The organism is Ruegeria sp. BJ3 (assembly GCF_056535665.1).
In genome coordinates this window covers 1,051,961-1,070,527 of record NZ_JBQFIT010000001.1, presented here as the reverse complement: position 1 = coordinate 1,070,527, position 18,567 = coordinate 1,051,961, and the positions used below count along the sequence as shown (strand labels likewise).

The following is an 18,567-nucleotide window of genomic DNA, read 5'->3' as shown; positions in this document are numbered from 1 at the left end:
CGTTGCAGCAATTTCGGGCAAAACGAATAGGTTAACCCAGTATTCCTTGATTTTTTACTTCACCGTGCAATGTTGAAAAAGGCGAAACACACAATTTGCGCCGTCTCGTTCGTTCGGAACTGCGTGGGTTTGTGGTCGCTTTGACTATGCCCTGCCGATTTGCTGGGTGACGCGCAAGGAGAAGGAGACACGGGAAATGCCAACCGGCACCGTGAAGTGGTTCAATACGACCAAAGGCTATGGTTTTATTGCCCCCGATGAAGGGGGTAAGGATGTGTTTGTGCATATCTCGGCCGTAGAACGATCCGGCCTGACCGGACTCGCCGACAATCAGAAAGTCTCGTACGAGTTGCAGGACGGACGTGACGGCCGCCAAATGGCGGCTGATTTGAAGCCATTGTAAAAGGGCCCGCCAACTGGCGGGTGCGACGAAACAAGGTCAACGGCCAATTGACAGGCCGTTGTCCACCCTCTTCCCGGATAGTCTAGCCTCGCGTCGGGTCGGTCTCGATGCGGTTTGTCCAGTTGTCGCCCATGGCCACAATGCAGGACGTCCCGGTCGCATAGGTTACGACAAGGGTCCAGTCACCGCGACGGCTGGTCCACACCTCCATGATCTGCTCGGGTCCGCGAACACCAGAGGCGGTCTGCTGCGCCCCAAATTGGTGGCGCAGTTTGTCATGCATCCGCGCCGTGGGCTCGCAGATCACCTCAGCGATTGGCGACTTTGCATACGCTGGCTGGCCCAGCAACAAAGCGATCGCTGCAGTTCTAAACATCAAGCTGAACGTCATGCCCAAAGTGTAACAGGATCATGACAATCCGAACAGGTGGCGATCAGCCTTCGCGGATCACCGCTTCGAACTCACGCCATTCGCGCGCAGTCATGCCCGAGTTTTCCTGCGTCACCTGCTCGCCCTTCAGCATCCGACGCAGCGCTTCGACCATCTGCGCCGACAGGTTGACCGCACCCAGGCGATAGTCTTCGAACGCCTTGTACGCGAACGGTACCCAGTCGGCTACGATCTTGCACATGGTTTCGGCATAGACGCGGATCTCGTATTGCGCATGCGGATCTGCCCGCAGGCGCAGGAAGTGGAACAGATTGTGCAGGTCCACCTTCCAATACCACTGCGTGTAGATGTTTGCCGGCAGGTTCATCCGCGCCAGTTCGCGCGCCAGACCCTGCTGGCCATCTTGGCCGATCATCGCTTCGTAATTGTCATAGCAGCGGGCGCTGTCGGCCTTGAGAATGTCCAGCACGCGCGCAGCCTCTTCGCCCTGCAGCGCCTCGCCCCGCCCCTGATTGTTGATCGCTGATTGCGCCGCAAGCTGATCCGGCGCGGGAATGTAGAATTCTCGGTCAAGGATCGAATAACGGGCCGAGTATTCGTTCACGTTGGCCGTCCGGTGGCGGATCCACTGACGGGCCACGAAGACCGGCAGTTTCACGTGCAGTTTCACTTCGCACATCTCGAACGGGGTCGAATGCCAGTGGCGCATCAGGTAGCGGATCAACCCCTCGTCATTCTGTACGGACTTCGTACCTTTGCCATAGGACACGCGGGCCGCCTGGCAGATCGCAGCATCATCGCCCATATAGTCGATGACCCGCACGAATCCGTGGTCCAGAACAGGATGCGCAGTGTAGAGGTGCTGTTCCATACCCGGAGCCACAACACGGCGGGTCGACTGCGTTTGTGCGCGTTGCTCTTCGATCTCGGCCAGTTGTTCGGCGGACAGCGGCATGGACATACCTCGTTTTTGAAATGAGTCGCCGACCACTATATATCGGCAACATCAGCACTGAAACCGCCATATGTGTGCTGCGTCGCGCATTTTTCGGTTTCTCTGCGACCGCCCCCTCGACACGCCCCTGCAGCGCGCTAAGCTGCACACAATCATCAACACCGAAAGGATCGCCGAGATGGGGCTGAGATACCTCCACACCATGGTGCGCGTTAAGGATTTGGAAAAATCCATGGCCTTCTACAAGCTGCTGGGTCTCCAGGAAACCCGCCGTTACGACAGCGAGGAAGGGCGGTTTTCGCTGATCTTCATGGCCCCTCCGGGTCAGGAGGACAGGCCGATCGAGCTGACATGGAACTGGGATGGCGATGAGGGTTTGCCAAGCGACAGCCGCCATTTCGGCCACCTGGCCTATGGGGTCGACAACATTTACGAGACCTGTCAGCACCTTGCCGACAATGGTGTCGTCATCAACCGCCCTCCGCGCGATGGGCGTATGGCGTTCGTGCGCTCGCCTGACAACATTTCGGTTGAACTGCTGCAGAATGGCGATGCCTTGCCCCCGGCCGAACCTTGGGCCAGCATGGAAAGCACCGGCCACTGGTGATCCGCTGGCTGACAGGATTGGGGCTGGCCGTTCTGGCCAGCTCTGCTGAGGCCCAAAACTGCCGGCTGGCCTTGGCGCTTGCTTTGGACATATCCGTTTCGGTCGACGCCAAAGAAGACGCCCTGCAGCGGCAGGGCCTGGCTTCAGCCCTGATCGCTCCGGAAGTCCGGAAAGCGTTCTTTTCCTCGCCGCTGCCCGTAGCCCTGACGGTTTATGAGTGGAGCGGTCGCGACGCCCAGTACATCGTCCTTCCCTGGCGCCTGATCGAGACCGAGGCTGATCTGCTTGTTGCAGCGACACAGGTGAGCGAGTCCCAAAGATCTGACAGCGGCTCGGCCACTGCCATGGGATATGCCCTGGCTTTCGGGGCCTCTCTGATGGAGCAGGCTCCGCAATGCCTGTTTCAAACGATTGACCTGTCCGGGGACGGCTCGAACAATGACGGCTACGGTCCGCAGATCGCCTATCGCCACTTTCCCTTCGACCGCATAACCGTGAATGGGTTGGTCATAAATGCGGCGGATTTCGAAGGGGAGCTGTTCCTCATCCCGTTTTTTGAGAACAACGTCTTGCATGGGCCAAACGCCTTTTTGGAAATCGCGCAAGGGTTCGAAGACTTTGAGCGCGCCATGCGACGCAAGCTGGAACGGGAATTGACCAGCCTTCAGGTCGGCGCGTTGGGGCGCAGCGCAAAATGATTACCCGTGCGCTGGCTCTGTGTTGTTTGGCCTTGGGCAGCCCGGCCGCTGCTCAATGCCGGCAAGCCCTGGCGCTTGGGTTGGATGTTTCAGGCTCAGTCGACAGCAACGAATACAGACTTCAATTGGACGGCTTGGCCGCTGCCTTGCAACGGCCGGAGGTGGAGCGGTTGATCCTGTCAAATCCGGAAGCCCCCGTTCGCATCTCTGTTTTCGAATGGAGCGAGGCAGGTTTCCAGCGGCTGTTGGTCGGCTGGACCGATATTCGGTCCCCGACCGATTTGTCCGGGATTGCGCGACGCCTACAATCCACCCGTCGGTCATCGGCACCTCAAGGCACAGCGGTGGGGTCTGCCATGCAGTATGGGGCTGATTTGTTGGATACCCAAGCCGCCTGCTGGAAGCGGACGCTGGACCTCTCAGGAGATGGCAAGCACAATGTCGGCCTCCATCCCAGGGAGGCCAAAGCCCAACTGCAGGCAACCGGCATCACGATCAATGGGCTTGTGATCGGAGCCGATGATCCCAGCACCGGGGACAAGCGGTACGTGCAAATCGGAGAGTTGTCGGCCTATTACAACGCTTGGGTCATCCTGGGGCCCGGAGCCTTCGTCGAAACCGCTTTGGGATTTGAAGCCTACGAAGACGCGATGACACGCAAGCTGATCAGAGAGTTGGATTCGCTGGCCCTATCCCAAGTGTTGCCATTGAACGGCGAAAGTCAGTAGATGTACCGGATCTGATCCGTCCAATACCGTTCGACCCGGCGCAAAGCGCTGGTAATCTCTTCGATCCCTTCGGTGCCCAGGACACCTTTGGCTTGCAACCCTTCGGCGTGGCGCGAGAAGAGATCGGCCACGATGTCACGGATTTCCCGTCCCCGAGGTGTCAGACGCACCCGCACCGAACGTCGGTCAATCTCGCATCTCTGGTGATGCATGAACCCCATTTCGACCAATTTCTTGAGGTTGTAACTGACATTGCTGCCTTGATAGTAACCGCGGCTTTTGAGCTCACCGGCAGTCACCTCGTGGTCGCCGATATTGAATAGCAGCAGCGCCTGCACCGCGTTGATTTCCAGAACGCCGACCCGCTCGAACTCGTCCTTGATGACGTCCAGAAGCAACCGATGCAGACGTTCAACCAATGCCAGCGCCTCGAGATAGCTGGACATGAACCCCTTGGTTCCGGGTGCGGAGACCTGCAATTCCAAACTCATCCGATCCTCCGATTCAATCGCGCCGTTCAGGGAACTTTGACGCGAAATTCCGAAGAATCGGTTAAGTCAGTTTTGCCTTTATTTTTGAAATACTTGCGAGATATCGAAGATCATGCTCGCGTAGTGTTCGGGGGCGGCGACCTGCCCCGTTACCCATTTATAGAGGTCCTGATCGTTTTCGTGCAGCAAGGCTTCGTACAGGTCCAATTCGGCCGCAGACATCCGCTCAAGCCGCTGGTCGGCATAGGCAGACAGAATGATGTCCATTTCCTTGATGCCGCGCCGCATCGACCGCATCTTCAGCCGTTTGATCCGGATGTCGTTCATTCGCCTTTCTCCAGCTTCAGCCGCAGCGTCTTCTCGACCCGCGCAAGGCGCTCGGAACTGGCGCGCATCTCGCCTCGGATGGCGCGCAACTCCGCGACCAGCGGTGCCAGCTCCATATCCGCGGCTTCCGCAACATCCGGAGCGTCCATGCCCTCGCCTTCACCGGTCAGCAGCCACATGATCGACACGTTCAACATACCTGCCATCATCGACAGCTTGTTGGCGCGCGGTTCGGACAGGTCATTCTCCCAGGCCACCACAGTGGACTTCTTGACGCCCAGCCGACGGGCCAGTTGGGTCTGGGTCATGCCGGCGGCTTCGCGTGCGCCTGCAACGCGGTCTCCGAATGTCGCGGCCTCGGGTCCGAACCAGTCGGTTTCGTCGCTCATCAAACTCTCCAGTTCTTCAAAAGCATATCGCTTGATCGTGTTTCAGCGGCACCCTATGACAGTCCTGAGCAACATACAAACCGGGGCCCGCCATGAGCTTTCTGTCTGCGACACTGTCGCGCGTCAAACCTTCGCCGACCATTGCCATGACGGCCAAAGCCGCCGAGTTGAAGGCCGCTGGACGTGACGTCATCGGCCTCAGCGCAGGTGAGCCCGATTTCGACACGCCGCAGAACATCAAGGACGCAGCCGTTGCCGCAATCGCCGCCGGCAAAACAAAATACACCGCGCCGGACGGCATTCCCGAGCTGAAACAGGCCGCTTGCGCCAAGATGAAACGTGACCACGGGCTTAACTACACGCCAGCACAGATCTCGGTCGGAACAGGTGGCAAGCAGACGCTGTACAATGCGCTGATGGCGACGATGAACCCGGGCGACGAAGTGATCATTCCCGCCCCCTACTGGGTCAGCTACCCGGACATGGTGCTGCTTGCGGGCGGTTCGCCTGTCGTGGTTGAGACCACGCTGGAAAACAGCTTCAAGCTGACCCCAGACCAGTTGGAAGCCGCAATCACGCCAAACACCAAATGGTTCATCTTCAACTCGCCGTCGAACCCGACCGGCGCAGGGTACAACCGCGCTGAACTCAAGGCTCTGACCGATGTTCTGATGCGGCATCCTCATGTCTGGATCATGTCGGACGACATGTATGAACACCTGGCCTATGACGGGTTCGAGTTCTGCACGCCAGCCGAAGTCGAACCCGGGCTGTATGATCGCACGCTCACGTGCAACGGTGTCTCCAAGGCCTATGCCATGACCGGCTGGCGTATCGGCTATGCCGCAGGCCCTGTTGAACTGATCGCGGCTATGCGCAAGATCCAATCACAATCCACGTCGAACCCGTGTTCGATCAGCCAGTGGGCCGCAGTCGAGGCCTTGAACGGCACCCAAGACTTCCTTGCCCCGAACAATGAGACCTTCAAGCGCCGGCGCGATCTTGTGGTCGGGATGCTGAACCAGATTGACGGCATCACCTGCCCCACTCCCGAGGGCGCATTCTACGTCTACCCCTCGATCGCTGGGCTGATCGGCAAGACCACGCCCGCCGGTACGGTCATCGACAGCGACGAGGCCTTCGCCACGGCCTTGCTGGAAGAGGCCGATGTGGCCGTGGTATTCGGCGCGGCCTTCGGCCTGTCCCCGAATTTCCGCGTCAGCTATGCGACTTCGGACGAAGCCTTGACCGAGGCCTGCACCCGCATCCAGCGGTTCTGTGCGTCCCTGAGCTAACACCGAGGTTCGACATGTCCGCAGCACTGCCCGAATATTACTTTCGCGTCCGCGAGAACGGCGCGGTCGTGTTCAAGATCGACACGGAGAACCGGCAGCGCCGGATCGAAATGGACCAGATCGCGGTGATCAACATCCGCAACGGCGAGGTCAAGCCGCATGGTCAGGGTACCCTGACCGAAGCCGACAAAACCGAAATCGCCCGTTGGATGGACGAACGCAAAACCCTGCTTGCGCGGCGCGACGTCGACGACATCCACCGCACGATCGATCACCTGAACCTGACCACGCAATGGGCCCAGTCCAAGGCGACCGATACCCAATTGGAAGACATCACGGACCGGTTGCTGCTGGCGATGCACGACTTGCGCACGGTACTGGTGCGCAAGAAGGCCGACCGGCTGGAGAAGGGTTGAGCCTGGCGGTTGTCGCTACGCGGCGGGCGCACCTACCACGCGGACGGATCGCAGCCAGAACCGTCCCATCAGCATGACCGCCGCGCAGGCAAGGCCCAGAACAAGGCCAAGCCAGACTCCGATTCCGGCCATGCCTTGCACGAAACCAAAGTAGTAGGATGCGGGGATCCCCACGACCCAATAGCTGAGGCCTGCCATAACCATGGGCACCTTGGCGTCTTGCAACCCGCGCAGAAGGCCCAGAGCGATTACCTGCGCGCCGTCCACCAGCTGGAACAGGGCCGCCATGGCCAGCAGACCGGTCCCGATGGCCAGAATCTGGGGACGCTGCGGGTCGTCCGGTTCGACAAATACCGAGATGAGCGGCTCGGCGCAGGTCAGGAACAGGATGATTGTCAGCACGGACACCACAAGGGACATGCCCGTGACCGCGATTGCGCCTTTCTCGAGATGCGGTCGATCCTTGCGCCCCAGCGCATTGCCGGCCCGGATCGTTGCTGCATTCGACAGGCCCAGATGCACCATGAAAGTGGCCGAGGCCAGGTTCAGCGCAATCCCGTGCGCCGCCAGCGGCACCTGTCCGATCCAACCCATCATGAAGGCGGACATGGCGAACAGAGACACTTCGGCCAACAAGGTCAGACCGATGGGCACACCCAGCTTCAGGACGCTCAGCAACATTTCCCAATCCGGGCGCCAGAACCGCTGGAACAGGTTATGCTCCGGCAGGACTTTCACCGCGTAAATGATCACCGCCACCAGCGACACGGTCTGCGTGACCACCGACGCAATCGCGGCACCCATCACGCCCAGTTCCGGCGCGCCCCAGTTGCCGAAGATCAGCGCATAATTCGTAAGTCCATTGACCACTGCCGCCGCGACGGTAATCCACAGCACGATCTGCGTGCGCTCCAGAGCGGCCAGATAGGATTTAAGAACCATCACCACCAGCGCCGGGAACAGGCCCCAGCCCGCAACCCGCAGATACTCGGACGCGGTTTGCGCCACTTGTGGATCCTGATCCGTGGCGATCAGAATCGGGTAGGACCACCACAGCAGCGGCATGATCAGCATGCCATACAGCAGCGACAGCCACAGACCCATTCGGGTGCTGCGGCGAATGCTGGTTTCATCCTCCTCTGCGGCCGCGGTCGCGACCATCGGCATGACGGCCAGGCCAAATCCGCCTCCGAAAAGAAACAGAACAAAGTAAAAGCTGCTGGCCAGCGTCACCGCGGCCAGTGCCTCGACGCCATACCAGCCCAGCATGATCGTATCCGTCAGGCCAATGGCGAATTGCGCCAGATGACCACCGATCAACGGCAGCCCCAGCACAGCAATGGCCCGGAAATGGGCGGGATATGTCATGACCTTTCTCATCCCGCCAGCCATATGCGCGGCCCCGAGCCGGGGCAAGGGGAGATCTCTGAAATTTCACTTCGAGACCTCGGTGACGCCCGTCGGGCCAATCAGGTGACGCGCGCCTCGGGATGGATCGCCGTACCAAGGATGTGATCCGACCGGTGGACCACATGATGTGCCTGCCCCACGATCAGAGGATCGGGCTGGCCCACGATGCCATGATCCTTGTCGGGATAATCCAGCGTCGACAGGAAATGCCGCATGCAGTTCAGCCGGGCGCGCTTCTTGTCGTTCGACTTGACGATGGTCCAAGGCGCGTCGGCGGTGTCGGTATAGAAGAACATCGCCTCTTTCGCCTCGGTGTAGTCATCCCATTTGTCCAAGCTGGCCTTGTCGATGGGCGACAGTTTCCATTGCTTCAGCGGGTCCGTCTCGCGGCTTTTGAAACGGCGCAGCTGCTCATCCCGTGTCACCGAGAACCAGTATTTATAAAGCTGGATTCCCGACCGAACCATCATGCGCTCCAACTCGGGCGTCTGGCGCATGAACTCGAGGTATTCGTTGGGGGTGCAGAACCCCATCACCCGCTCGACCCCGGCGCGGTTGTACCAGGACCGGTCATAGAACACCATTTCGCCGACGGTGGGCAATTCCTGGATATAGCGCTGGTAATACCACTGGCCCTTCTCCTCCCAGGTCGGTTTGTTCAGCGCCACCACCCGGGCCTGACGCGGGTTCAGATGCTCCATGAACCGCTTGATGGTGCCGCCCTTGCCGGCGGCGTCGCGACCCTCGAACAGCAGCACGAACTTCTGCCCGGTCTCTTGCGCCCACAATTGCACCTTCAACAATTCGGCCTGCAACTGGGCCTTCTGCTTTTCATAAGCCGCCCGCGACAGTTTCGAGCGATACGGATACTCCCCGCTTTCAAAGGCTTGCCGGATCTTTTCGCGAGTGGGCGCTTCGGTGTCCGCGTTCGGTTTGGCCATGACGGCCACGGGGGCTGCGTTCGTCTTTTTTCGGGTCACTGCGTCCATATGCTCTCTCCTGTGTCACTGTCCGCCGAAACGCCTAGCAAATTTGCATCTTTTCCGCGTTGATCCGTATCAAGTTGACTTCGGCGACAGCTCCTAAAACTCTGCAGGTGTGAACTCAGTCAGGGGCATCCCGCATGGACAGCGAATTCTTCGACCTCAACGGCCACCCGTTCTTCGTCCGCCGCTGGGGCGATCCCAACCTGCCTACGCTTTTGATGTTGCACGGTTTCCCGGAGTATGGCGGCGCGTGGTCCGACCTGGCCCCGCACCTGTCGGACCGCTTTCACTGCATCGCGCCGGACCAGCGTGGCTATGGTCAAAGCTGGGCCCCCGAGGGTATTTCGAACTATGCGCTGTCAAAGCTGGTGTCGGACATGGCCGTGCTGATCGAGCAGGTTGGCGACCCCGTCACTGTGCTGGGACATGATTGGGGCGCCTCGGTGGCTTACGGAATTGCCATGTTCCACCCCAAGTTGGTCAGCCGCCTGATAATCGCCAACGGTGTTCACCCTGTCCCGTTCCAGCGCGAACTTGCGGCAGGAGGCAAACAATCCGAGGCCTCTCAATACATCAACCGCCTGCGCGCGCCCGATGCAGCCGAATTTCTTTCGGCCGACAACTTCGCCAAGCTCGAACAATTCTTTCGGCATGGCATGGGGTTGGACTGGATGAGCGACGCGCGCATGGGCGACTATCGCACCGAATGGGCCCGCCCGGAACGGCTCGACGCCATGCTGAACTGGTACCGGGCCTCACCCCTTGTGGTGGCTGAGCCGGGCGCGCCCTGCACGGACCTGCCGGAACTGCCCGTTGACAGGCTGAGGGTCCGCTGCCCGCATTTGCTTCTGTGGGGGCCGCGGGACAAAGCCTTGCTTCCCGAATGCACCGATGGGCTGGAGGAGTTCGCTCCCAACCTGACCCGCAAGCAGATCGACGGAACAGACCATTGGCTGCATCACCAGAGGCCTCAGGCGGTGGCCGACGCTATTCTCGATTGGGTTCAGGACAACTAAGCCAACTCTTCGCCCGGCACTAAAGGACGCAGGAGGCAGCGCCTTTCACCGATGGCCCCAGTCATCTGGATTGTCCGAATTGTTCGGAGACAACCCCAGAATGTCGCCCTTGGTCGAACAGCCAAGCCCCAGAACGGTGCGGTTGGCATAGGAGAAATAGGCGCAGACCTGATTGATCTCCAGGATCTCACCATCGTCCCAGCCAACAGATCGCAACGCGTCGATATCCCCCGCCACCAGGTCGGCCGGGTTCTCGGTCAGTTTTCGGGCGTATTCCATCGCCGCCACCTGTGCGGGGTCCAGCGGCGCCGTCTCGGGTGTTTCTGCCTCGATCGCCACGCGAATGGCCAAACCGCGCTGCTCGTCGCCCAAGAGTCGCTGCAACCCGCTGAAATGATGCTCGACACAATAGCCGCAGCGATTCAGCGAGCTGACCCAGACCCCGAGCACTTCCAGAAACCACTTGGGAACCGAGTTTCCCGAATGGTGCAGCACGTTCTTGTAGAGCGCCATGTGACCTTCCATCGAATGTGGACGCAGGGAATGCACCATCATGATGTTGTCCACATTGTTCCCGGGCCCCGTGACCCGGTCATACAGCGTCTTCAACCGACCGCGTGCCTCGTCGAATGGTATCGTCTTGATCCAGCTCATCACCTGCTCCTCCGCGATTTCCGCAACTCAGCGGGAAAACCACCCGTTTTGCAACCCGCCACCGACCGCAAGATTGATACAACACCTCGCGTCCCTCTTCCCCCGACCCACATCACCTGCCATAATGGGCCAAACCCAAAAACAAGAGCAGCACCCATGCCCGACGACCTGTTGACGCCCGAATCCGCCACCACCTACGACGCCTCCTCGATCGAGGTCCTCGAAGGCCTGGAGCCCGTGCGCAAACGCCCCGGCATGTATATCGGCGGCACCGACGAACGGGCTCTGCACCACATGGTGGCCGAAATCCTCGACAACTCGATGGACGAGGCCGTTGCCGGGCATGCCAACCGTATCGAGGTGGAACTGCACGACGATTACACCCTGACCGTGCGCGACAACGGCCGCGGTATTCCGATCGACCCGCACCCGAAGTTCCCCGACAAATCCGCGCTTGAGGTGATCCTGTGCACCCTGCATGCGGGCGGCAAGTTCTCGGGCAAGGCCTACCAGACCTCGGGCGGTCTGCACGGTGTGGGCGCCTCGGTGGTCAACGCGCTGTCGGATTCGATGGTCGTACAGGTGGCCCGCAACAAGGAGCTGTACGAACAGCGCTTTTCGCGCGGCATCCCGCTGGGTCCGGTCGAAAAGGTGGGCTCGGCTCCCAACCGGCGCGGCACCATCGTCACCTTCCACGCCGACCCCGAGATCTTCGGCCACCACCGGTTCAAACCCGCCCGCCTGTTCAAGTCGATCCGCTCCAAGGCCTACCTGTTCTCGGGCGTGGAAATCCGCTGGAAAACCGCCATCGACGACGGCGAAACTCCCACAGAGGCCACCTTCCACTTCCCGGGTGGCCTGTCGGATTATCTCAAAGAGACGATGAACGGCTCCTCGACCTATGCCGACCAACCCTTTGCCGGCACCGTCGATTTCAATGAAAAATTCGGCACCGCCGGCAAGGTGGAATGGGCGATCAACTGGACGCCGTCGCGCGATGGCTTCATCCAGTCCTACTGCAACACCGTTCCCACGCCCGAAGGCGGTACTCATGTTGCGGGCTTCTGGGCCGCGATCCTCAAGGGCATCAAGGCCTACGGTGAACTGATCAACAACAAGAAGGCCGCCCAGATCACCCGCGATGACCTGATCACCGGCGGCTGCGCGCTGGTTTCGTGCTTCATCCGTGAACCCGAATTCGTCGGCCAGACCAAAGACCGTCTTGCCACGGTCGAGGCGCAGCGGCTGGTCGAAAACTCGGTCCGCGACCATTTCGACAACTGGCTGGCCGCCGACACCAAATCCGCCGGCGCCATTCTGGACTTCCTCATCCTGCGGGCCGAGGAGCGCCTGCGCCGCCGCCAGGAAAAGGAAACACAACGCAAGTCCGCCACTAAGAAACTCCGTCTTCCCGGCAAGTTGGTGGACTGTAGTAGTTCAACACGCGACGGCACCGAATTATTCATCGTCGAGGGCGACTCGGCTGGCGGATCGGCCAAGATGGCCCGCGACCGCAAGACACAGGCCCTGCTTCCCCTGCGTGGCAAGATCCTGAACGTCCTAGGCGCGGCCAGTTCGAAACTGGGCACCAACGCCGAGATCAATGACCTGACGCAGGCGCTTGGCGTCGGGCTGGGCACCAAGTTCAACCTCGACGACCTGCGCTATGACAAGGTCATCATCATGACCGACGCCGACGTGGACGGCGCGCATATCGCCTCGCTGCTGATGACCTTCTTCTTCACCCAGATGCGCCCGATGATCGACGCGGGCCACCTGTACCTGGCCTGCCCGCCACTCTACCGCCTGACCCAAGGCGCCAAGCGCGTCTACTGCCTGGACGAAGCCGAGCGCGACGAATGGTTGGAAAAAGGTCTGGGCGGCAAAGGCAAGATCGACGTCAGCCGCTTCAAGGGTCTGGGCGAGATGGACGCCAAGGACCTGAAAGAAACCACGATGGACCCGGCCTCCCGCAAGCTGATCCGCGTCACCATCGACGAGGACGAACCGGGCGAGACCGGCGATCTGGTCGAGCGCTTGATGGGTAAGAAACCCGAACTGCGGTTCCAATACATTCAGGAGAACGCGCGGTTTGTGGAGGAGTTGGATGTTTGAGTGGATTTCTAGGAAAACTGCCGAGAAAAATCTCGGTTAAAGAACTGGTATTGAAATCCGTCGAGTCTTCGGTACTCGCTGTAGAGGTCTACAATAAGCCAACGGTTCAATTCAGGACCGGCGCGTATGCTTCACTTATGGTGATTGCTTGGACTGCCGCACTTCACGCCGTCTTCGAACGTGAAGGGGTCTCCTACTACTACAAGAAGCGCAATGGACGATTTGAACGTATTGATGGCGACAAAAGAGCATGGGAACTGCTCGAATGCGTCAAAAAGTATGGCGTCGAAAAAATAGGTACAGACGTCGCCGCCAACTTACGTTTGTTTGCCAAACTGAGGAATAAGATCGAGCATCGGCAAATGGCGACGCTTGACGCTCATGTTGCCGCAGAGTGCCAAGCTTTGTTACTAAACCTAAAGAACTTTTTGAGCGAAGAATTTGGTATCGAGCTATTGGGTGACATGGGTTTGTACATTCCAATCTCGGTTTTTAGTGCAAAGCGTGTAATACCCCAATCAGCCGAAGAGAAAGCTGTCATTCAGTTTGTTGACAAGTTTCGAGCATCACTTGATCCACATGTTTGGAATGGAACAAATTACGCGTTCAGAGCTTTCCTAATGCCCAGAATTGGGAATCACCAAAACTCGTCCGACGTAACAATCGAGTTCCTAAAGCTGGAAGGTATGACAAATGCGCAAAAAGAAAGGGCAACTAAGCTTGCTACAATGATTAGGGATCGTCAGGTTCCCATGCGAGGCGATCTACTAAAACCGAAGGCGGTCGTTCAACAGGTAAAAGAGCATCATCCAGAGTTCACAATGAACCGTTTTGCAAATGCGTGGAAAGCCTTATGCATTCGCCCCATTAACGGCGCTGAAGATCCTTCGGCCACCAATACGAGATTTTGTCACTATGACCCAGTAGATGAAGATTATCGGTATGAGCCCGAATACGTCGAAGAACTTTGTCGTCACCTAGAAGCGGGAAACGACTTCACATGTCCAGACCCGGTCAACGCTTGACTTGTCGGCGCCCGGCCCGAGTGTGGGTCGGAACGTCCTCACGAGCGGCATGTAAAACACGCCCCTTGCCTAACCCGTTGATCCCGTTCACACTTACTCTAAACCCGTCATCCAAGAACGAGCTTTGAGGTTCCGAGCGTCCAAGACCCAATTTGAAAAACGGATATCCGAACGGGAGGACGACATGAAAACTTTGACCCTCGGGCTGGCCCTGACCCTGATGGCCTCGGCAGCCCCCGCGCAGCAGATGCTCAGCACCGCATCCCCCATCCCCGACGGCGCCGAGACCCGGTTTTGCTATTACGACGGCATGGCCTATTCCGAGGATGCCTTTGTGCTGATGGTCGGTGACAACACTGTCACCAGCACGGTGAGCACGGTGCAGGAACGCCTGTTGCGTTGTTACCGCGAAAGCGACGGCGTGCTGCGTTGGCGGCCGCAGAGCACGTTTCAGGTCAGCAAGTAACGCCTGAACGGCCCCTAGCCCAGCGTCTGGTCCAGCCAGTCCGCAATCTGTGCGGCTGGCTTTTCCCAACCGGGCTCCATGAATAGAAAATGCGCGTGACCTTCTGCGGACAGAAAGGTCGCGCGGTCGCCATAGAGTTTCGCCAAGGAACGGCAGGTGTTGGGGTTCACCGCCCTGTCCTCCGAGCCTGAAACGATCAGAACCGGGCAGTCGACCTTGTCGATATCAACCTTCATCGCGTGGTGATCGTCGAACATCCAGAAAAACATCTCGAACATCACCCGCCCGCTTTCCGGGCCAAGCTGATCGAACACCGCATGTTGCTGGGCTTTGGGCATTTTGTTCAATGCAAATGGGGCCATCAGGTCGAAGTCGACGCGCATGGGCTGCTTCCAGAACGCCCCGCCCTCCATCAAGGCGCGCGGCACGGCGCGTTCGTCATCGGTTTCCGGCAGGGTGCCCCAGGCCGCGTTCGGGTTGATCAACACGATGGCTCTGGCCAGCCCGCGAGACGCAACCTGCTGGGCAACGACGCCCGCAATGGCATGCCCAAGGATCACGGGTTTGCTGCCCAACCCCTGGACGAATTCGGCAATGTCGTTGGCATAATCCATTACGCTGGTGTCGGTCAGACCCGCATCGGGCTCGGCTGCGGGATCGCCGCCATGGAACCTCAGCGCCGGGGTGTGCACCGTCCATCCACGGGCGCGGAAGAACTCCGCATAGTCCGCCATGCACCACGGCCCGGCAAACGCCCCGTGGATCAGCACAATCTCTTTGGTCATCACGTTCTCCCTCCGGCTCCTGACCCGAGTATGGGCATCCTGACACGCGTTACAACTGCACGTGATCGCTGTTGCGTGGGAAGGCTGACCACTTAAACTCGGATGCATGAGCTTCATCACCGACTACCAGCTGCCCCTGCTGTTGCTGTTCTTTCTGGCCGGATCGATTGGCACCGCGTTCCTGTTTCGCAAACCAGCGGGTCACCGGGCATGGAAGCTGGCCGACCTCGTGTGGGTCGTATTGGGTGGGCTGGGCGCGCTGGTGGCGGTCATGGCGGGGCTCTACAAATCCGACAGTTCAAGGCTGGACCGACAGATCGACGTTGCCTATGCGGCGACACTGGCCTTCGATCGCGACGCCGCGCGGTTCCGGCTGCGGTTCTGCGATCCGGCCTACGACCCGGACACGGCGGTTTTGTGCGACAAGGTCGAGTTCCTGTCGGCCTCAACCGCCAGCAACGCCGACCTGCCGCTGTTCATCGCGGTCACCAACGAAGTTGCACCGCTGCAGGGCCTGAACTTCATCTTCGGTGCCCGGTCCCGAGACCAGATGGATGACATTCAGGACATGGCCGCCAAAGCCGATGCCTTCGACATCGAGCAATTCCTGGTTTTCACCACGCTGGACGAAGAAACGCAGACCGCGATCGACAACATGCGGCGGAAAGTGCCGGCAATCGCCGGAGACTATATGATCCTTGCGCAAAGCTATGATGACCTGATCGCTCAGGTCGCCAAACTGAAGGGAGAGTGGGAGTATCTTCAGGAAAACGCCCACATTCTCGTGCTACAGATCATCGCGCTGTGTCTGGTCAGCTTTGCGGCACCATTCAGGTTGGGCAAATCTGTTGTCGAGTTGCGGTCCAACCTCATCACCGAGCCGGCAGCGCGGCAGCCACCCCCCGAAGCATCTGCGACCGGGATTACTGAGGTGGCGCCTCAGAACGCGCCCGATCACGGCGCCCGACACCTGTAATGGCACGCGCCCGCAACAGAGTCGCGCGCGGCAGAGAGCGCATGAGCGCCCCCTCCTTCCCCGGTTGATCCGGATATCCGCCGGCAGCCTTGTACAGTTGCGCCGGCAGCAGCAGGCCCTGATCACCAGACGCCAGTCCAAAGACCCGGCTGCGCAGATTGACCCAACCTGCCGTCAAACTCGGCATCAGGCCTGAGGACCGGAACCCAAGGCGAAACACACCCGGACGCCGCGTTACGAGGTGCTCGGCCACCGCGTCGGTCCACCCTGGCTCAAGCTCGGTCCCCGGACGGATCAACAGCAACCAGTCGCCCACCGCGGCGTCGAATCCCACGCGGAGCTGTGCGGCACGAGACCCGGCCTCGGCAACGATCCGGGCCCCTGCTTCATCGGCAATACGCAATGTATGATCGGTCGACCCTCCGTCGGAGATGACAAGCTCGCGGATCAGCCCGGCGTGCAGTCCCTCCATCAGGGTCATCAGCGTGCGCGCGAGGTCGGTCTGGGAGTCGAATGTCGGAATCACGATGCTGATCGGGGCGGACACGTTCGAAACCTCTGGTCTTGGCAACGGGTTCGCTTATATCACCGCTCTCAGGGCAATGACGAGGACCCAAAGATGAGCACCCGCCGCATTTTGCGCCTGACCGGCACGGATACCGACAGCTTCTTGCAAGGTCTGGTCACCAATGACACCCGCAAGCTGGACGATGGTCTTGTCTACTCGGCCATCCTTACCCCGCAGGGCAAATACCTGGCCGATTTCTTTTTGAAACGCGATGGCGCCTCGGTGCTGCTGGACGTGGCTGAGGGGATTGCGGATGCACTGATCAAGCGGCTGAACATGTACAAGCTGCGGGCGGATGTGCTTATCGAGGAAACCAACCTGCACCTGCAACGCGGAACCGGGCCCGCACCGGAAGGCGCCATGCCCGATCCTCGTCACCCCGATATGGGCTGGCGCGCATATTCTGACGCCCCCGAAGCCGATGATGGAACGGATTGGGACGCAATTCGGGTGCGTCATTGCATCCCGGAAACCGGGATCGAGCTGACACCGGACACGTATATCCTCGAGGCCGGTTTCGAGCCGCTCAACGGCGTCGATTTCAAGAAGGGCTGCTATGTCGGGCAAGAGGTAACCGCCCGCATGAAGCACAAAACCCAGTTGCGCAAGGGGCTGCGGGTTGTCGCCATCGACGGCGCGGCTCCGGTCGGCTCCGAAATCCTCTCGGCGGGAAAGCCGGCCGGCACCCTGTTCACGCAATCGAACGGACAGGCTATCGCCTATCTGCGCCTTGATCGGGCGGGCGACGACATGCAGGCCGGAGACGCCCGCCTGCGTCTGCTGGATTGAGCCTGTTGCCCAACCGGCACGGCCACCGACCAGGCCGCTATGCAAACGTTTTATCCGGCCCGGCCACACGGTAAGACTTGAGGCACTTGGCTGATCGGGTGCCTGCATGCTCCAACTGTATTCAGCCATCTGGCGCGCCAGCGCCGGACGGCAAGTCATACTGATCCTGTTGTCCTTGTCGGTCGCGGCTCTTGCCGCGGCCCCGTTGGAGTTTCAAAGGGACATCGTCAATCATTTGACCTCGGACAATATCGAAGCGCCTCATCTCCTGCTGCTGGGTGCCGGCATGATGGGGGTGATCCTGCTGAGCCTCGCCCTGAAGTGGGTGCTGGGATATCGCGCGGGGACATTGGGCGAAGACATGATCCGTCGCATTCGCCAGCTTTTGCTGGCCCGCACAGTGGATGTGGACGAGTCGGGCGAGAATGTCCGCAAGGGAACCATGACGACGGCCATCTCTGCCGAAGCCGAAGAACTGGGCAAATTCGCAGGGGGTGCATTCTCGGACCCGGTCGTACAGATCGGAACCTTGGTCAGTGTGATTGGCTACATCTCGTCGACGCAACCCTGGCTGGGACTGATTGCCCTTTCGATGATCGCACCGCAGATCCTTATCGTTCTCGTCTCGCAGAGAAAGGTGAACGTGTTCGTGGCGGACCGCGTCCGCATATTGCGTAGCGCGACCGACCATCTGACGATCGAGGACATCGAGGCCGTGACTCAAGAGGTGCATGACCAGTTCGACGCGATCTACGACACCCGACGGCGGATGTTTCTGTGGAAACTGTCGGCCAAATTTCTGCTGAGCGTGATCAACGGTGCAGGCACCGTGGGTGTTCTGATGCTGGGCGGATGGCTGGTTCTGCAAGGAGAAACCGACGTCGGAACCGTGGTCGCCGCGACCAGCGGTCTGGCCCGGATCCAGGGGCCGACCGGGTTTCTCATCGCTTTCTATCGGCAGGTCAGCGCCAATCGCATCAAGTTCGAGCTGTTGCTGGAACTGTTTGGCCCGGACCGCGCCCGCTACCGCAGGGGCGGGGCCGCCTCGCAAGAAAAAAACCGCGCCGAATAGCTGCG

General features: G+C 59.8%; 23 protein-coding genes. 13 read left to right on the top strand and 10 right to left on the bottom strand.

Annotated elements, in window-relative coordinates:
• The first annotated feature begins 196 nt into the window (after window positions 1-196).
• Window positions 197-403, top strand: coding sequence for a cold-shock protein (locus ACR3EL_RS05350; RefSeq protein WP_008758035.1), 207 nt, complete (start codon window positions 197-199; stop codon window positions 401-403).
• 82 nt (window positions 404-485) lie between these two features.
• On the opposite strand, the gene ACR3EL_RS05345 is transcribed toward ACR3EL_RS05350, so the two are convergent.
• Together ACR3EL_RS05345 and thyX are read right to left on the bottom strand one after the other, a co-directional pair.
• A complete protein-coding gene (locus tag ACR3EL_RS05345) occupies window positions 486-779 on the bottom strand; it encodes a hypothetical protein (protein ID WP_260063254.1) in 294 nt (97 codons plus the stop codon).
• A gap of 58 nt (window positions 780-837) precedes the next feature.
• Entirely contained in the window at window positions 838-1,749 is a 912-nt protein-coding gene (gene thyX / locus ACR3EL_RS05340; protein WP_093962566.1) for an FAD-dependent thymidylate synthase, read from the bottom strand.
• 178 nt (window positions 1,750-1,927) lie between these two features.
• Here thyX and ACR3EL_RS05335 point away from each other — a divergent pair, with 178 nt between their 5' ends.
• The 3 genes from ACR3EL_RS05335 to ACR3EL_RS05325 are packed head-to-tail and all read left to right on the top strand — an operon-like array spanning window position 1,928 to window position 3,782.
• Window positions 1,928-2,356 (top strand): VOC family protein, encoded by a 429-nt coding sequence (locus ACR3EL_RS05335; protein ID WP_170337804.1) that lies wholly within the window; start codon window positions 1,928-1,930, stop codon window positions 2,354-2,356.
• Window positions 2,353-3,054, top strand: coding sequence for a DUF1194 domain-containing protein (locus tag ACR3EL_RS05330; protein WP_170337802.1), 702 nt, complete (start codon window positions 2,353-2,355; stop codon window positions 3,052-3,054). The genes ACR3EL_RS05335 and ACR3EL_RS05330 overlap by 4 nt, the downstream gene beginning before the upstream one ends.
• On the top strand, window positions 3,051-3,782 hold the full coding sequence (locus ACR3EL_RS05325) for a DUF1194 domain-containing protein (RefSeq protein WP_480720734.1): 732 nt from the start codon (window positions 3,051-3,053) through the stop codon (window positions 3,780-3,782). Before ACR3EL_RS05330 ends, ACR3EL_RS05325 begins: the two co-directional genes overlap by 4 nt.
• On the opposite strand, the gene ACR3EL_RS05320 is transcribed toward ACR3EL_RS05325, so the two are convergent.
• The 3 genes from ACR3EL_RS05320 to ACR3EL_RS05310 all read right to left on the bottom strand — a co-directional run bounded on the left by ACR3EL_RS05320 (window position 3,776) and on the right by ACR3EL_RS05310 (window position 4,989).
• A complete protein-coding gene (locus tag ACR3EL_RS05320) occupies window positions 3,776-4,273 on the bottom strand; it encodes a MarR family winged helix-turn-helix transcriptional regulator (protein ID WP_093962569.1) in 498 nt (165 codons plus the stop codon). The two genes, ACR3EL_RS05325 and ACR3EL_RS05320, sit on opposite strands and share 7 nt — an antisense overlap.
• A gap of 78 nt (window positions 4,274-4,351) precedes the next feature.
• The gene (locus ACR3EL_RS05315) at window positions 4,352-4,600 is read right to left on the bottom strand and encodes a succinate dehydrogenase assembly factor 2 (RefSeq protein ID WP_480720732.1); all 249 of its coding nucleotides are present in this window, start codon (window positions 4,598-4,600) and stop codon (window positions 4,352-4,354) included.
• The gene (locus tag ACR3EL_RS05310; protein ID WP_170337797.1) at window positions 4,597-4,989 is read right to left on the bottom strand and encodes a helix-turn-helix domain-containing protein; all 393 of its coding nucleotides are present in this window, start codon (window positions 4,987-4,989) and stop codon (window positions 4,597-4,599) included. Before ACR3EL_RS05310 ends, ACR3EL_RS05315 begins: the two co-directional genes overlap by 4 nt.
• A gap of 92 nt (window positions 4,990-5,081) precedes the next feature.
• Between ACR3EL_RS05310 and ACR3EL_RS05305 the strand changes: the two genes are divergently transcribed.
• Window positions 5,082-6,284: a pyridoxal phosphate-dependent aminotransferase gene (locus ACR3EL_RS05305; RefSeq protein ID WP_170368733.1), complete on the top strand. Its 1,203-nt coding sequence runs from the start codon at window positions 5,082-5,084 to the stop codon at window positions 6,282-6,284.
• A gap of 14 nt (window positions 6,285-6,298) precedes the next feature.
• Window positions 6,299-6,700 (top strand): hypothetical protein, encoded by a 402-nt coding sequence (locus ACR3EL_RS05300; RefSeq protein ID WP_170337793.1) that lies wholly within the window; start codon window positions 6,299-6,301, stop codon window positions 6,698-6,700.
• A gap of 15 nt (window positions 6,701-6,715) precedes the next feature.
• On the opposite strand, the gene ACR3EL_RS05295 is transcribed toward ACR3EL_RS05300, so the two are convergent.
• Both ACR3EL_RS05295 and ppk2 read right to left on the bottom strand, forming a co-directional pair.
• Window positions 6,716-8,068 carry an MATE family efflux transporter gene (locus ACR3EL_RS05295; protein ID WP_170358487.1) on the bottom strand — a complete coding sequence of 451 codons (1,353 nt, stop codon included), beginning with the start codon at window positions 8,066-8,068 and terminating at the stop codon, window positions 6,716-6,718.
• A gap of 101 nt (window positions 8,069-8,169) precedes the next feature.
• The gene (ppk2, locus tag ACR3EL_RS05290) at window positions 8,170-9,099 is read right to left on the bottom strand and encodes a polyphosphate kinase 2 (RefSeq protein WP_170417976.1); all 930 of its coding nucleotides are present in this window, start codon (window positions 9,097-9,099) and stop codon (window positions 8,170-8,172) included.
• A 134-nt stretch (window positions 9,100-9,233) separates the two neighbouring features.
• Here ppk2 and ACR3EL_RS05285 point away from each other — a divergent pair, with 134 nt between their 5' ends.
• Window positions 9,234-10,112, top strand: a complete 879-nt coding sequence (locus ACR3EL_RS05285; RefSeq protein WP_480720728.1) for an alpha/beta fold hydrolase — start codon at window positions 9,234-9,236, stop codon at window positions 10,110-10,112.
• A gap of 45 nt (window positions 10,113-10,157) precedes the next feature.
• On the opposite strand, the gene ACR3EL_RS05280 is transcribed toward ACR3EL_RS05285, so the two are convergent.
• On the bottom strand, window positions 10,158-10,766 hold the full coding sequence (locus tag ACR3EL_RS05280; protein WP_170368735.1) for a carboxymuconolactone decarboxylase family protein: 609 nt from the start codon (window positions 10,764-10,766) through the stop codon (window positions 10,158-10,160).
• Between the two features lie 156 nt (window positions 10,767-10,922).
• Between ACR3EL_RS05280 and parE the strand changes: the two genes are divergently transcribed.
• The 3 genes from parE (at window position 10,923) to ACR3EL_RS05265 (ending at window position 14,372) form a co-directional block, all read left to right on the top strand.
• Window positions 10,923-12,881: a DNA topoisomerase IV subunit B gene (parE, locus tag ACR3EL_RS05275; RefSeq protein WP_480720726.1), complete on the top strand. Its 1,959-nt coding sequence runs from the start codon at window positions 10,923-10,925 to the stop codon at window positions 12,879-12,881.
• Window positions 12,878-13,906, top strand: a complete 1,029-nt coding sequence (locus ACR3EL_RS05270) for a DUF3644 domain-containing protein (protein ID WP_170337781.1) — start codon at window positions 12,878-12,880, stop codon at window positions 13,904-13,906. Before parE ends, ACR3EL_RS05270 begins: the two co-directional genes overlap by 4 nt.
• Before the next feature lie 184 nt (window positions 13,907-14,090).
• The gene (locus tag ACR3EL_RS05265; RefSeq protein WP_170337779.1) at window positions 14,091-14,372 is read left to right on the top strand and encodes a DUF1496 domain-containing protein; all 282 of its coding nucleotides are present in this window, start codon (window positions 14,091-14,093) and stop codon (window positions 14,370-14,372) included.
• A 14-nt stretch (window positions 14,373-14,386) separates the two neighbouring features.
• Here ACR3EL_RS05265 and ACR3EL_RS05260 read toward each other — a convergent pair whose 3' ends face one another.
• A complete protein-coding gene (locus ACR3EL_RS05260; protein ID WP_170337777.1) occupies window positions 14,387-15,157 on the bottom strand; it encodes an alpha/beta hydrolase in 771 nt (256 codons plus the stop codon).
• Between the two features lie 106 nt (window positions 15,158-15,263).
• Between ACR3EL_RS05260 and ACR3EL_RS05255 the strand changes: the two genes are divergently transcribed.
• Window positions 15,264-16,133, top strand: a complete 870-nt coding sequence (locus tag ACR3EL_RS05255) for a hypothetical protein (RefSeq protein ID WP_170337775.1) — start codon at window positions 15,264-15,266, stop codon at window positions 16,131-16,133.
• On the opposite strand, the gene ACR3EL_RS05250 is transcribed toward ACR3EL_RS05255, so the two are convergent.
• Window positions 16,081-16,680 (bottom strand): glycosyltransferase, encoded by a 600-nt coding sequence (locus ACR3EL_RS05250; protein WP_367646633.1) that lies wholly within the window; start codon window positions 16,678-16,680, stop codon window positions 16,081-16,083. The two genes, ACR3EL_RS05255 and ACR3EL_RS05250, sit on opposite strands and share 53 nt — an antisense overlap.
• A gap of 72 nt (window positions 16,681-16,752) precedes the next feature.
• Here ACR3EL_RS05250 and ygfZ point away from each other — a divergent pair, with 72 nt between their 5' ends.
• Window positions 16,753-17,490, top strand: coding sequence for a CAF17-like 4Fe-4S cluster assembly/insertion protein YgfZ (ygfZ, locus tag ACR3EL_RS05245; RefSeq protein WP_480720723.1), 738 nt, complete (start codon window positions 16,753-16,755; stop codon window positions 17,488-17,490).
• A 106-nt stretch (window positions 17,491-17,596) separates the two neighbouring features.
• The gene (locus tag ACR3EL_RS05240) at window positions 17,597-18,562 is read left to right on the top strand and encodes an ABC transporter transmembrane domain-containing protein (RefSeq protein WP_170337772.1); all 966 of its coding nucleotides are present in this window, start codon (window positions 17,597-17,599) and stop codon (window positions 18,560-18,562) included.
• Window positions 18,563-18,567: the final 5 nt, after the last annotated feature.